This is a genomic window from Streptomyces sp. NPDC060366, from assembly GCF_042725135.1.
Lineage (GTDB): Bacteria > Actinomycetota > Actinomycetes > Streptomycetales > Streptomycetaceae > Streptomyces.
In genome coordinates, this window is record NZ_JBHXDC010000001.1 from 238,415 (window position 1) to 252,041 (window position 13,627).

General features: G+C 71.1%; 11 protein-coding genes. 1 reads left to right on the plus strand and 10 read right to left on the minus strand.

Annotated elements, in window-relative coordinates; all coding sequences use genetic code 11:
- Window positions 1–52: 52 nt before the first annotated feature.
- The 10 genes from ACFWHU_RS00960 to ACFWHU_RS01005 all read right to left on the minus strand — a co-directional run bounded on the left by ACFWHU_RS00960 (window position 53) and on the right by ACFWHU_RS01005 (window position 11,239).
- Window positions 53–1,513, minus strand: coding sequence for an aspartate aminotransferase family protein (locus ACFWHU_RS00960; protein WP_385793142.1), 1,461 nt, complete (start codon window positions 1,511–1,513; stop codon window positions 53–55).
- 106 nt (window positions 1,514–1,619) lie between these two features.
- Window positions 1,620–2,639, minus strand: coding sequence for an adenosyl-hopene transferase HpnH (hpnH, locus tag ACFWHU_RS00965; RefSeq protein ID WP_387222956.1), 1,020 nt, complete (start codon window positions 2,637–2,639; stop codon window positions 1,620–1,622).
- 5 nt (window positions 2,640–2,644) lie between these two features.
- A complete protein-coding gene (locus tag ACFWHU_RS00970; RefSeq protein ID WP_387222958.1) occupies window positions 2,645–3,349 on the minus strand; it encodes a 1-hydroxy-2-methyl-2-butenyl 4-diphosphate reductase in 705 nt (234 codons plus the stop codon).
- The gene (gene shc / locus ACFWHU_RS00975; RefSeq protein ID WP_387222960.1) at window positions 3,349–5,421 is read right to left on the minus strand and encodes a squalene--hopene cyclase; all 2,073 of its coding nucleotides are present in this window, start codon (window positions 5,419–5,421) and stop codon (window positions 3,349–3,351) included. Before shc ends, ACFWHU_RS00970 begins: the two co-directional genes overlap by 1 nt.
- A 145-nt stretch (window positions 5,422–5,566) precedes the next feature.
- The gene (locus tag ACFWHU_RS00980) at window positions 5,567–6,625 is read right to left on the minus strand and encodes a polyprenyl synthetase family protein (RefSeq protein WP_385793387.1); all 1,059 of its coding nucleotides are present in this window, start codon (window positions 6,623–6,625) and stop codon (window positions 5,567–5,569) included.
- Window positions 6,626–6,723: 98 nt separating this feature from the next.
- Window positions 6,724–8,112 (minus strand): hydroxysqualene dehydroxylase HpnE, encoded by a 1,389-nt coding sequence (gene hpnE, locus ACFWHU_RS00985; protein ID WP_387222962.1) that lies wholly within the window; start codon window positions 8,110–8,112, stop codon window positions 6,724–6,726.
- Window positions 8,109–8,237: a hypothetical protein gene (locus tag ACFWHU_RS00990; RefSeq protein WP_387222964.1), complete on the minus strand. Its 129-nt coding sequence runs from the start codon at window positions 8,235–8,237 to the stop codon at window positions 8,109–8,111. The genes hpnE and ACFWHU_RS00990 overlap by 4 nt, the downstream gene beginning before the upstream one ends.
- Window positions 8,234–9,184, minus strand: coding sequence for a presqualene diphosphate synthase HpnD (gene hpnD / locus ACFWHU_RS00995; RefSeq protein WP_385793134.1), 951 nt, complete (start codon window positions 9,182–9,184; stop codon window positions 8,234–8,236). Before hpnD ends, ACFWHU_RS00990 begins: the two co-directional genes overlap by 4 nt.
- Window positions 9,181–10,101 carry a squalene synthase HpnC gene (gene hpnC / locus ACFWHU_RS01000; protein ID WP_387222967.1) on the minus strand — a complete coding sequence of 307 codons (921 nt, stop codon included), beginning with the start codon at window positions 10,099–10,101 and terminating at the stop codon, window positions 9,181–9,183. Before hpnC ends, hpnD begins: the two co-directional genes overlap by 4 nt.
- A 448-nt stretch (window positions 10,102–10,549) precedes the next feature.
- A complete protein-coding gene (locus ACFWHU_RS01005) occupies window positions 10,550–11,239 on the minus strand; it encodes a TetR/AcrR family transcriptional regulator (RefSeq protein ID WP_387222969.1) in 690 nt (229 codons plus the stop codon).
- A gap of 75 nt (window positions 11,240–11,314) precedes the next feature.
- On the opposite strand from ACFWHU_RS01005, the gene ACFWHU_RS01010 reads away from it, so the two are divergent.
- Entirely contained in the window at window positions 11,315–13,546 is a 2,232-nt protein-coding gene (locus tag ACFWHU_RS01010; protein WP_387222970.1) for an MMPL family transporter, read from the plus strand.
- The last annotated feature ends 81 nt before the right edge of the window (window positions 13,547–13,627 follow it).

Genomic DNA, 13,627 nt, shown 5'->3' on the forward strand with positions numbered 1-13,627 from the left:
CCAGGAATTTTCCTCAGAGGCAAATCTCTTGCCTCTGAGGCAAACCGCCTGTTCAACGGTTGGCGATTGCCTGCTTCACCAGTGTCCTGCCGAAGTCCCACATCAGCCCGCCGCCCTTGTGCGCGTCGTCCATGACGGCCGTGAAGGCCGTCACGAAGCGGTCGACCTCCCCTTCCCCGATGGTCAGCGGCGGAATCAGCTTGATCACTTCCAGCTCGTCCCCGGAGACCTGGGTGAGGATGCGGTGCTTCTGGAGGAGCGGCACCACGACCATCTGCGCGAAGAGACCCTTCCGGGCCGCCTGGAGCATCGTCCAGCGGCCGCGCAGTCCGATCGAGGCCGGCCTTCCGAACTCGATACCGATCATCAGCCCCCGGCCCCGCACCTCGCTCAGGAACTCGTACCGGTCGACCAGCGCCGCCAGCCGCGACCGGAGCAGATCGCCGGTCGCCCTGGCGTTGGCGACGATCCGCTCGTCCTCGATCACCGACAGGACGGCGAGTCCCGCGGCCATCGCCTGCGCGTTGGATCCGAAGCTGGCCGAGTGGACCAGCACCCGGTCCATCGAGGAGTAGACCTTCCTGAAGATCCAGTCCTTGCCGAGGGTGGCGCCGACCGGCACGTAGCCGCCGGAGAGCGCCTTGGCCACACAGACGAGGTCCGGCTCGACGCCTTCCTCGTGCTGGTACGCGTAGAAGTCCCCGGTCCTGCCGAGCCCCGTCTGCACCTCGTCGGCGATGAGCAGCGCCTTGTGCCGGTGCAGCAACTCCTGCGCCGCCCGCAGGAAGCCGGGCGGCGCAGCGTACACGCCCTTGCCCTGGATCGGCTCGACGACGAAGCCGGCGACGTCGCCGCGCTTCAACTCCCTCTCCAGCGCGTCGAGATCACCGAGTGCGAGCGCGGTGTCGGGGAGCAGCGGTGCGAATCCGTCGCGGAAGCCGGCCTCGCCGTTGACCGAGAGCGAGCCGGTGGTCAGGCCGTGGAAGGCGTGGGAGCAGTAGAGGATCCTGGGCTTCCCGGTGGTGTACCGGGCGAATTTCAGCGCGGTCTCGACGGCTTCCGTACCGCTGTTGCCGAAGAAGACCCGGTCCAGGTGCGGGCTGTGCGCGAGCAGCTTCTCGGCGAGCAGGCCGGGCAGGGGCTGGCAGTCGAAGCGGGTGAGATCGGCGAGCGAGGCGTCGAGGACGTCGTGGAGGGCCTTGCGTACGACGGGGTGGTGCCGGCCGAGGCCCATGACACCGAAGCCGGCGAGCATGTCGAGGTAGTCGTTGCCCTCGGCGTCCCAGAAGTGGGCGCCCTCTGCGCGTTCGTAGACCTTGTCGAAGCCGATGGTCCGCAGCATGCGCGGGAGTTGGTGGTTGAGGTAGGTGGTGTGCAACTCGTAGCGCTCGCCGCCGCGTTCGGCGAGGAGCTTCGCGAGGTCGAAGCCCTTGCCCCGCGCACCCGGCTCCTGATGTCCCGCCGCCCGAGGGGCACTGCCACGCCCCGTACCGCTCTCGCCGGACTCCGTCATCGTGTGTTCTCCTCCCGGAGCTGTGATCGCCGGTCAGGGCGCCGGAAGGACAGCGGCGACGGGCGCCGCCGTCCTTCCGGTTGCCGTGACGTCACGGTCCGCCGGTCTACTTGCTTCCGGAGACCGTCTCGCGAACCGCTCGCAGGGACTCCTTGAGGGAGCCCATGGTGGCGAGTACGGCCGTCGGTTCGTAACCGCAGTGCGCCATGCAGTTGGCGCAGCGCGGGTCCTTGCCCCGGCCGTACTTGTCCCAGTCGGTCTCCTCGATCAGTTCCCTGTACGTCGGGACGTACCCGTCACTCATCAGATAGCAGGGGCGCTGCCAGCCGAAGAGCGAGTAGTTGGGAATGGCCCAGGCCGTGCACGGGAAGTCGGCCTTGCCCTCCAGGAAGTCCAGGAAGAGCGGGGAGTGGTTCAGGCGCCAGCGGGCTCTGTTGCCGCCGGAGAACGCCTTCTTGAAAAGCTCCCGCGTCTGGTCGACGCCCAGGAAGTGCTCCTGGTCGGGCGCCTTCTCGTAGGCGTAGGCGGGCGAGATCATCATCTCGTCGACCTTGAGGTCGTCGTTGAGGTAGTTGAGGACCTCGATGATGGTCTGGGGGGTGTCGGTGTTGAAGAAGGTGGAGTTCGTGGTGACCCGGAAGCCGCGCTTCTTGGCCTCCTTCATCGCCTCCACGGCCTCGTCGAAGACCCCTTCCTTGGCGACGGACTCGTCGTGCCGGTCGCGCAGGCCGTCGATGTGCACGGCGAACGCGAAGTACGGCGACGGCGTGAACTTGTCCATCTTCTTGCGCATCAGCATCGCGTTGGTGCAGAGGAAGACGTACTTCTTCTTCGCCACCAACTGCCGGACGATCTCGTCGATCTGAGGGTGCATCAGCGGCTCGCCGCCTGCGATGGAGACCATCGGCGCCCCGGATTCGAGCACCGCCCCCACCGCTTGCGCCACGGGCATGCGCTGCTTCAGGACCCCGGCCGGGTGCTGGATCTTGCCGCAGCCCTCACAGGCGAGATTGCAGGCGAAGAGCGGTTCGAGCTCGACGATGAGTGGGAACTTGTCACGCCTGCGGAGTTTCTGTTCAACGAGGTACGTCCCGACCCTGATGGTCTGACGGAGCGGCATGGCCATCTAGCTCACCTCCTGGGGAGCAGCAAAGAACGGTGCCATTCAAGAAAAGCCGGAATGACGGCACGAAGGACACGGAAAGCCGATATTCCACCGCGAACCGTACCAATTCGGACTAGTTCGTGCTCCGGGGCGTCCACGACCACCCGTACGGCGGCAACCGGGCGGGCCCCGGCGCTCAGAGCGCTGAGGAGCGTGGCGGCGGACTCCATGTCCACGGCGACGGCTCCCGTGGCGCGCAGTCCGGCCCTCTCGGGGCCGCGCACCACATGGTCGGATCCGATGAGCGGGCCGGTGTGGACCGTACGTCCGGGCAGCGCCCGGGACAGCGCCAGCACGAGCAGCGCCGTCCCCGTGCAGGGCGTCGAGCCGTGGGGTCCCCGGGTCTCGTCGGCGACGATCAGGTCCCCCGGGTTCATGCCGGGGGCCAGTCCGGCACAGAATCCGGACGCGATGACGGCCGCGTCCCTGTTCCGGTCCGTCCCGAGCGCGCGCGCCGTCGCACGCTCGGCGTTCTTCGGGCCCATGCCCGTACGGAGCACGGTGACAGGACCGGCGTCGGGTGTCCGGCCACTCCGGTCGCTCCGGTCGCCCCGGCCCGTCAGCCCCCTGCGCAGCGCGCTGCGCAGGGCGACCTGCTCGATGCCGAGCGCGCAGGCGATCAGCAGCGGGGTGACGGCCGGGCCGCCGGCGCTGTCGGCGGGAGACTCCATCAGGCCCCCTTGCGGCTGTCCGCCCGGGTGTCCGGCCGTCGCTCCCCGACGCTCCTCGTCCGGCCGTCGCCCAGCCGCTCGATACGGGCCGGCGTGCGGTCCAGACGCGGCTCCCCGTTGACGTACCGGCCGAGTGCGGTGAGCGGGAACACCTGCCGGTAGAGGTGGTAGTTGATGGAGAAGTCCCACGGGAAGCCGGTGCCGGTGAAGTACGGCTCGTCCCAGGAGCCGTCCTCCCGCTGGGCCGCCGCGAGCCAGGCCACGCCGCGTTCGACGGCAGGTGTCTCGCGCCGTCCGGCGGCGAGCAGCGCGAGCAGCGCCCACGCGGTCTGCGAGGCGGTCGACGCGCCGTGCCCGATCCACTTCTCCTCGCGGTACGAGCGCAGGTCCTCGCCCCAGCCCCCGTCGTCGTTCTGTACGGATTCGAGCCAGCCGACGGCGCGGCGGATCGCGGGATGGCCGGCGGGGATCCCGGCCGCGACGAGTGCCGGTACGGCGGACCCCGTCCCGTACACGTAGTTGACGCCCCAGCGGCCGAACCAGGAGCCGTCGGCCTCCTGTTCGGTGAGCAGCCACTCGATGCCGCGCCGGGTGTCGGGGTGCTGGGCCAGGCCCTCGTACGCCAGCATCTCCACGACGTGCGCGGTGACGTCGGCCGACGGCGGGTCGATGACCTCGCCGAAGTCGCAGAACGGCAGCCGGTTCGGGAACGGGCTGACGTTGTCGGCGTCGAAGGCGCCCCAGGCGCCGTTCCTCGACTGCATGCCGAGCGTCCAGCGCGCACCGCGCTCGATGGCCGTGTCCATGCGCACGGTGTCGGGGTGGGTGACCCGGCGCAGGGCGAGGATGACCTCGGCGGTGTCGTCGATGTCGGGGTAGTTGTCGTTGTGGAACTCGAACGCCCAGCCGCCGGGGGCGAGTCCCGGCCGGCGCACGGCCCAGTCACCGGGGCGCACGATCTGCTCGTCCAGCATCCACTCGGCCGCCTTGACCAGCGCGGGGTGGTCCGGGCTCACACCCGCGTCGGCCAGGGCGATCGTGGCCAGGCAGGTGTCCCAGACCGGGGACTGGCAGGCCTCGATCATGCGCGAGCCGTCCTCGCGCCAGACGGCGAACCGGTCGAGCGATTCGAGTCCGGCGCGCATGACCGGGTGCCGGAGGTCGTAGCCGAGCAGATGCAGGGCGATGACCGAGTAGACGGCCGGGGGCTGGATACCGCCCCAACAGCCGTCGTTCTCCTGGCGTTCGACGATCCAGCGGGCCGCCGCGTTCATCGCCGTCCGGCGGACCACTCGCGGAGCGACCTTGTGGTAGAGGTGCAGCGCCTTGTCGATGCGCTGGAAGATGCCGTCCCAACTGGTCGCGGCGGCAAGGGGTTTGGCAGGGTTCGGGCGGCTCGCATCGGTGTGCAGCTCGTCCAGCGCGAAGGGCGCGGGGCGGACGGGCCGCAGGGCCGAGACGATGGTGAGCGGCACGATGGTCTGCCGGGCCCAGCAGCCGAACGAGTAGATGTTCAGCGGAAACCACTTGGGCAGGAAGATCAGTTCGGGCGGTACCTCGGGCAGGTCGTCCCATTTCCACCAGCCGAAGAGCGCGAGCCAGATCCGGGTGAAGACCCGGCTCTCGGCGATACCGCCGTGCTCCCGGATCCAGGCGGCGGCGCGCGCCATGTGCGGGTCGTCGGGTCTGTCCCCGGCGAGGCGCAGCGCGACGTATCCCTCGATGGTCGCGGAGAGTTCGCCGGGACCGCCGTAGAAGGTGGCCCAGGTCCCGTCGGCCCGCTGCTGGCCCCGGATGAAGCGACCGGCGGCCTCGGTGGTCCTCGCGTCCTGGACACCGAGGAACTGACGGAGCAGCAGATCCTCGGCGTCCATGGTCACGTTGGTCTCCAGGTCGCCCTTCCACCAGCCCTGGGCGTCCTGCCTGCCGAGCAGATGCTCGACGGATCGTGCGGTGGCACGCCGTGCGGCCTCTCCGATGTCGTTCGCGACGGGAGTGGTGTCGGACGGTTCGCTCGCCGCGGCAGCATGGGGTCCCACGGCCCCGGTGCTTCCGTCGGTCGTCGCTGTCATGGCTTCCCCTTACGTGCAGTTGGTCCTCTGCTGTGCTGGGGTCTCCGTCGTCCGGCGGATCGGTCACGACCCGCCGAACGGCGACTACGGAGGCTTGTGGTGCGTCAGCCTCCGGTGAGCGTGGATATGCGAATGGCGATGGTGATCATCTCTTTCGTACGACGACGAAGTCCGCGAGCGCGGTGAACTGCGCGCGGACACGTTCGGGCATGTCGACGCGGCTCAGGGCCTCGATGGCGACGGTGTGCTGCCTGCGGGCCTCCTGGGAGGTCCACTCCCGGCCGCCGGCCTCGTCGATGAGCGCGGCCCTGGTCGCGAACTCCTCCTCCGAGAAGCTGTCGAAGTCGTTGCTCTTGGCGTCGGCGGCCAGGAGTTCGGCGAGCTGTTCCGACGCCGGGCCTCCCGCGGCGAGCGCGGCGACGACCGGCAGGGACTTCTTGCGCTGCCGCAGATCGCTCCACGTCTGCTTGCCGGTGGCCCCGGGGTCGCCCCAGATGCCGAGCAGGTCGTCGACGGCCTGGAAGGCGAGGCCGAGGTGGTGGCCGTACGACTCCAGGATGTCGGCCGTCCGGTCGTCCGCCCCGCCGAGGACGGCGCCGATGGAGACGGCGCAGGCGATCAGCGCGCCCGTCTTGTTGCCCTCCATCTCCAGGCACTCCTCGACGGTGACCCGCTCGCGGTGCTCGAAGGAGATGTCCTGCGCCTGGCCGTCGATCAGTTTGCGGCTGGCCGTGGTGAGGCGGCGGGTGGCCCGGCCTGCCTCGACGGTGCCGATCTCCAGCAGGACCTCGTTGGCGAGCGCGAAGAGCGCGTCACCGACGAGGATCGCCTGGGCGGGGCCGTGGACCTTCCAGACGGTGTCGCGGTGGCGGCGCTGTTCGTCGCCGTCCATCAGGTCGTCGTGCAGCAGCGAGAAGTTGTGCACCAGTTCCACGGCGACGGCGCCGGGAACACCCGTCTCGGGCGGTGATCCCGCCGCCTCGGCGGACAGCAGGGAGAGCGCGGGACGTACGGCCTTGCCGCCGTCACCGTCCGCGGGCCGGCCCTCGGCGTCGATCCAGCCGAAGTGGTAGGCGGCGACGGTGTCCATCGGCGGGGCGAGCCGGCCGACGGCGGCCCGCAGCACGGGGGTTGACAGGGCACGGCCGCGCTCCAGCAGAGCGAAGACGTCCGCGGTGTCGACAGCCGGATTGGCCGGGGGCACAGTCGGCACGGTCTCTCCTCTATTCGCAGTACTCATGGGTCCCGTACGCGTCGTCGCCGTACTCGTCCTCGTCGCGCCCGTCCCGGCGGCGTCCTGTCTCACGCGGCCTCCCGCAGCGGATGCCGGTGGGTGCGGCCGAGTTCGGACAGGGCCTCGCCCGCCGCGCTGAAACCGCTGCGGACCGCACCTTCCATGGTCGCGGGCCAGCCGGTCGCGGTCCACGCGCCCGCCAGGAAGAGACCGGCCGCCCGGGTGCGGGCGGCGGGGCGCAGACGTCCCACGCCAGGTGTCGGGGCGAAGGTGGCAGTCCGCTCCCGTGTCACGAAGAAATCCCGCACCTCGGCGCTTCTCGCGGCCGGGAGGAGACGTTTCAGCTCGGGCAGATAGCGCTCGCGCAGTTCGGCGACGGGCAGGTCGATCTCGTCCGTGACGGCCGACTGCGACAGCGCCACGTACTGCCCCTCCTTCAGGCCCGAGGCTTCGGTGCGGTCGAAGACCCACTGCACGGGGGTGCCGAGTGCGGCGAAGAAGGGGCGGCGCAGCACCTGGCGGTCGTAGACGACATGCACGTTGAGGATCGGCGACGTACCGATGTCGAGGAGCCGGCCGGGCTGGTCGAGCGCGCCGTCGGGCAGCAGCGCGTGCGTCTCGCGCTGCGGTACGGCGAGGATCACCGTGTCCGCCTCGATGCGCTCCCCCGGTACGTCGACGCTCCAGCGCCCACCCTCGGCGCGCGTCACGGCCGTGACGCGGGTGCGCAGTTCGGTGCGTACGCCGGCGGCGTCGAGTGCCTTGCGGGAGAGCGTGTCGTGCAACTCGCCCAGTGGTACCCGTGCCCAGCCGATGTCGGCGGCGCCCCGCTCGGAGAGCAGTCCGGTCTTGAAGACCATCGCGGCCAGGCCCATGGAGGCCTGTTCGGCGCGGACGTTGAGGGTGGCGACGCAGACGAGGTTCCACAGGGCCTCGACGGCGCGCGGCGACTGGCCGTGCCGGCGGAGCCAGGTCGCGAAGTCGATGCCGTCGAGCGCCGGGTCGGCGGGGTCGAGCGCCTTGAGGGCGAGCGCGGCACGTCCCACGGACGCCTTCTCGGCGAGCGAGAGGTGCGGGTAGGCGGCGAGCCCTCCGGCGAGGTGCAGCGGTACGGGCAGTGCGTCGCGGCGCAGCCGTCCGACGCGGGGCCGGTCCGCGCGTCCCACGTCCAGTACGGGGACGTCGAGCCTGTCCTGGACGGGCGCGAGGGCGGCGCCGTCGACGCGGTCGAGGAGCCAGCGGTAGGCCGTGCAGCAGCGCAGGTACACATGCTGGCCGTTGTCGACGGTCAACTCGCCGCGGGTGAAGGAGAAAGCGAGACCGCCGAGGCGGGGGCGCCCTTCGACGAGCGTCACACGCACTCCGGCGTCGGCGAGCTGGAGTGCGGCGGTGACCCCGGCGATGCCGCCGCCGACGACGACCGCGTGGCGGGAGGCGGCGCTGTCCGTTGTTGTCATGCGCCCTCCCCCGCGACTGTCGCAGTCAGGGACGCGTCCGGTGTACGGAGGGTTGATCCTGCGGCCGTGATGTCGATGCCGACGCGCGGGAAGGCGCGGGTGCCGGTGCCCTGCGGGACTGTCACGGGCGCCTCCTGACGCTCTGCCGGGAGATGCTCCTGGCGTCGAGACCGGAGAGGCCGCGCACGGCGACGTACGCCTTCTCGCGTCCCGGCAGTGAGACCCGGCCGCGCAGGACGGCCTCGGGGTCGCGTTCGATGCGGTCGAGCAGCCGGCGGTAGATGCCCGCCATGGCGGCGACGCAGGCGCCGCTGCGCCGGTCGAGCATGGGCAGCAGCCGGTAGCCCTCGGCGAAGAGGGCGCGGGCCCGTCTGACCTCGAAGTGGATGAGCCCGGTGAAGTCGGCGCCGGCGGGCGGGACGGCGGTGTCGAAGCCTGCCGAGCAGCCGAACTTGGCGAGGTCGTCGGCGGGCAGGTACGTGCGGCCGTTCCCCGCGTCCTCGCGTACGTCGCGCAGGATGTTGGTGAGCTGGAGGGCGAGGCCCAGGGTGTCGGCGTACTCGGGCGCGCGCTCGGTGCCGGTCGCGGCGGGGTCGGTGCCGAACACACCGAGGGAGAGTCTGCCGATGGCTCCGGCGACGCAGCGGCAGTAGATCTTGAGGTCGTCCCACGTCTCGTACGTCTCGCCCTTGACGTCCATGAGGACGCCGTCGATCAGTTCGTCGAGCCCGCCGAGCGGGAGCGCGAGGCGACGGGTCGCGTCGGAGAGCGCGACGGCGACGGGGTCGGTGTCGTCCTCCTCGACACGGCCCTGTCTGATCCGTCCGAGGAGGGCGCGGGTGTCCTCGAGCCTCGACTGCTTGGCACCGGGCTCCAGCGTGCCGTCGCCGATGTCGTCGACGCGCCGCGAGAACGCGTAGAGCGCCGACATGGCCTGCCGCTTCTCGGCGGGCAGCAGCCGGATGCCGTAGGCGAAATTACGGGCCTGCTGCCCGGTGACGGCCTCGCAGTAGCTGTACGCGGCCAGTACCGGTGCCGACACGGGGGTCTGTTCCTCCACGATCCGGCTCACCCCTTTCTGTGCGTTTTCCGCAGGACTGCTCCCACTTCACGCAGCAGACGTGGTGTGGTGGCTTTGGGCGGTCCGGGCAGTACATCGTGTCCCACGGCGGCCACCGAGGAGAGGGCGGCGCGCCCCCCGCCGACGAATCCGGCGAGGAGCAGCCGGAGCCTGCCGCGGACGCTGTGGACCAACGGCCCTCCCTCGTCGAGGAGTTGGCCGGCGCGCTCGGCCTCGAAGGCGATCAGGCTCCGTACGGAGGCGCTCGCTGTCGGCGCGGCGAGGTCCGCCTCGGTGACATGGAACCGCTTCATGTCGTCCGCGGGCAGATAGACACGGTCGTCGGCCAGGTCCTCGGCGACGTCCTGGATGTGCTCGACGATCTGGAGCGCGGTGCAGACGGCGTCGGAGCGGCGCACGCGTTCGGGGCTGGCGGTGCCGGTGATGGCGAGGACGAGCCGGCCGACGGGGTTGGCGGAGAGTTGGCAGTACGCGAGCAGGTCGTCGTAGGTGCCGTAGCGCCGTACGGACTGGTCCTGGCGGTTGGCCTCGATCAGATCGAGGAACGGCTCGGGAGTGAGCGAGTGGCGCCGGACGGTGGGGACGATGCCCCGCAGCAGCGGGTGGCCGGGGGCCGGGCCCGCCGGGTCGAACACGCGGCCCAGGTCGGCCTCGAAGGCGTCCAGCATGGCGAGCCTGTCGTCCGTGCGCGCGGGGTCGAGGCCGAGGTGGCGGGCGTCGGCGCCGCCGGGTGCGAGGTCGCCGTCGCCGATGTCGTCGACGAGGCGGGCGTAGCCGTAGACGGCCATGAGGTCCTCGCGCCAGGCGCGGGGCAGGAAGAAGGGGGCGACCGGGAAGTTCTCACCGGAGGCCTTGTCGAGGGTGGCACGCGCGGAGCTGTCGACCTGGTTCTGGGGGGCGCCCGTCACTGCGGACCGCCTACTGCGGGGACGGCGCGACCCTCGCGGAGCTGGAGATCAACCGTCATTGCCGTCACGTCTCCCGTTCTACACTGCCGACCCAAACATCCCATTTCGGACACGCCGCGCGGCCTGACCACGGGGATGCCGCCGATCTGGCGGACCCTCGACGGGTCAGCCGGGGCTTACGGACGTATCGCCGCTCTTGCCACGAATCAGCACCGCTACAGCTTACGTTGTACAACGCCCACGGCCGCGCCGGGGGACCTCGCCCACAACGAGAACGCGGCGGGCCACCTCAACCTTCCGCAGCGGCGCGGGACTTGACGGAAGTTTGACTGTTCACGGGCTGTTGGCGGCCCCGGGCGGTGCCGATCACCGGCCGGGGGCAACGGTCGAGGGCCCCGCCCGAAGGGGACTTCACACAGTCTCGCCACATGATCCACCCACGGTCCGCTCACGAACCCCGGGGGCGGTCCCGGGGCACCAGGAGACCGGCGACGATCGTGTCGGTCGTGCGCCCGATCACGGCGTCCCGGTCCGCGGCCGGGAGTCGGCCCATCGGCCCGTCGAGAAGGAGCATCGCGAGACCGTGCGCCGTCGACCAGGCGGCGGCCTCGGCGCCGGGACGGTTCTGGGCGGGCATGCGTCCGGTGGCGACCAGTTCGTCCAGCGCCTGGCTCAGCAGGTTGTACGAGCGGTACTGGGGGTTGTCTGCGGGCGGTGTCACACCACCCCATCCGGTGTCCTCGCCGGCGCCCGGCATCGAATGGGAGAAGGCCGTACGGAAGAGGCCGGGGTGCTCCAGGGCGAAGCCCACGTAGCCCCGGCCGATCGCCGCCAGGCGCTGCTCGGCGGCGGCCCCGGGGTGGTCGCCCGGAGGCAGAGAGGCCGCGACCCGCTCCATGGCGTCCGCGAGCAGCTGCTGCGCTTGGATCTTGACCGCGAAGAGCAGATCGCCCTGTCCGGCGAAGTGCCGGTAGGCGGCGGTGGGCGAGACGCCGGCGCGGCGGGCCGCCTCACGCAGGACCACCTTCGCCGGGCCCCCGTCGGTCGCCAGCTCCACTCCGGCGGTGATCAGCGCGTTGCGCAGGTCGCCGTGGTGATAGCCGGCCTTGGCCCCCTGGTTCGCCCGGTTGGTCTCCATGCCTTCATCCTGCCCGATGTTGACACCATTAACATCCCCTGCCAGAGTCAGTGTTGACGCCGTTAACATTCGGAGATGGGGGATCCCGTGCTGTCCAAGATCGCTGAGCTGGCCCTGAAGAGGTCGCGGCTCCTACTCGTACTGGCGACCGTCGCCGTGGTCGCCATGGGCGCGCTCGGCGCGGGCGCCTTCGGCAAGCTGCTCGGCGGCGGATTCGACGACCCCGACGCCCAGTCCTCACGCGCCGCCGTCCGGATCGACGACAAGTTCGGGGGCGAGACCAATCTGCTGTTCCTGGTCGGCCCGGAAGGAACGGGTCGGCAGGGGCCCGGCTCCCCCGCCGTCGACGAACGGGGCCGCTCCATCACGGACGGCCTCAAGAACGACGCCGGCGTGAGCAACGTCGTCTCGTACTGGGACACCAAGAGCCCGCGGCTGATCTCCGAGAACGGCGGCGAAGCGCTGATCGCCCTCCATGTGAAGGGGGACGAGACCGAGCGCGGCGAACGCGCCGAGCGGCTCATCGACCGCTACACGGGCGAGCGCGACGGGGTCGAGGTCCGGGCCGGCGGCGAGAGCGCCGTGAGCATCGACGTCAGCTCACAGGTCTCCGGCGACCTGGCCGTGGCCGAGGCGATCGCCGTACCGGTGACGCTCCTGCTGCTGGTCCTCGCCTTCGGCAGCCTGGTGGCCGCGATGCTGCCCCTGGTCATCGGGCTGATCGCGATCGTCGGTACGTTCGCGCTGCTCTTCGTCCTCGGCAGCGTGACCGAGGTGTCGGTCTTCGCGATCAACCTCACGACCGCGCTCGGTCTGGGCCTCGGCATCGACTACGCGCTCCTCCTCGTGAGCCGCTTCCGTGAACAGCTCACCGCGGGCGAGGAGGTCCCCGAGGCGCTGCGCACCACGGTACGGACGGCGGGACGCACGATCCTGTTCTCGGCCGCGACCGTCGCCGCCGCGCTCGCCGCGCTGCTCGTCTTCCCGCCGTTCTTCCTGCGGTCCTTCGCCTACGCGGGGATCGGCGTGGTCGTGATCGCGGTCGTCGCCGCCCTGTTCGTGGTGCCGCCGCTGCTGGCCGTGCTGGGCCACCGGGTCAACAAGGGGCGGCTGCCGTGGGCGAAGACGGTACGCCGCTCGGACGCGCCGTTCTGGGGACGGCTCGCCGCGCTCGTCATGCGCCGGCCCGCCCTCACCGCCCTGCCCGTGCTCGCCGTGCTGCTGCTCGTCGCGAGCCCGCTGCTGGGGGTCACGTTCGGCACGCCCGACGAGCGGGTGCTGCCCGAGGACGCCGCGGGCCGCCAGGTCGCGACGGCCGTCCAGAACGACTTCCCCACCGACGAGGCGGGCGCCGTCCAGATCGTCAGCACCTCGGCCGTCGCGGCGGCGCCGCTGGCGGCGTACGCGGGTGAACTGTCCCGGCTGGACGGTGTCGTACGCGTCGACGCCTCCACCGGCACCTACACCGACGGACGGAGCGAGCGGCCGGGCCCGGCCGGCGCGGGCCTCGCCCGGCCGGACGCGCAGCGCCTCGCCGTCGTCACCGACACCGCGCCCAAGTCCGGCGCCGCCCAGGACCTGGTGGCGGACATCCGCGCCGTGGACCGGCCCGCGGGCACCGAGATGCTGGTCGGCGGCACGGACGCGACGCTGGTCGACTCCCGGCAGTCCATCGGTGACCGGCTGCCCCTGGCGATCGGGCTGTTCCTCGTGACGACCTTCGTGCTGCTGTTCCTGTTCACCGGCAGCGTCGTCCAGCCGCTGCGCGCACTGCTGCTCAACGCGATCAGCCTGTCGGCCGCGATCGGCGCGATGGTGTGGATCTTCCAGGACGGCCATCTGTCGTCGCTGCTGGGCTTCACCCCGCAGCCGATGGACACCTCGATGACCGTGCTGCTGTTCTGCGTCGCCTTCGGCCTGTCCATGGACTACGAGGTGTTCGTGACCAGCCGGATGAAGGAGCTGCACGACGCGGGCGCGGACCGGACGACGACCGTCACCCAGGGCCTGGCCCGCACCGGGCGGATCGTCAGCATGGCCGCCGGGCTGCTGGCCGTGAGCTTCTTCGCCTTCGGGACGAGCCAGATCAGCTTCCTCCAGATGTTCGGCATCGGCAGCGGTCTGGCGATCGTCATCGACGCGGTGGCGGTGCGCGGCGTTCTCGTACCGGCCGCGATGCGGCTGCTCGGGCGCGGCGCCTGGTACGCGCCGTCCGCGCTGCGCACGCTGCACGGGAAGGTGGGCCTCGCCGAGGAGCCGGCCCCGGCCGCCACCGCCGAACCGGACCGTACCCCGGCCGGCGTCTGAGGGCCCGTACGCAGCGAAGCGGCCCCCGCCGGATCGATTCCGGCGGGGGCCGCTTCGCTGTGCGTGTCGGGTGGCGAGCGT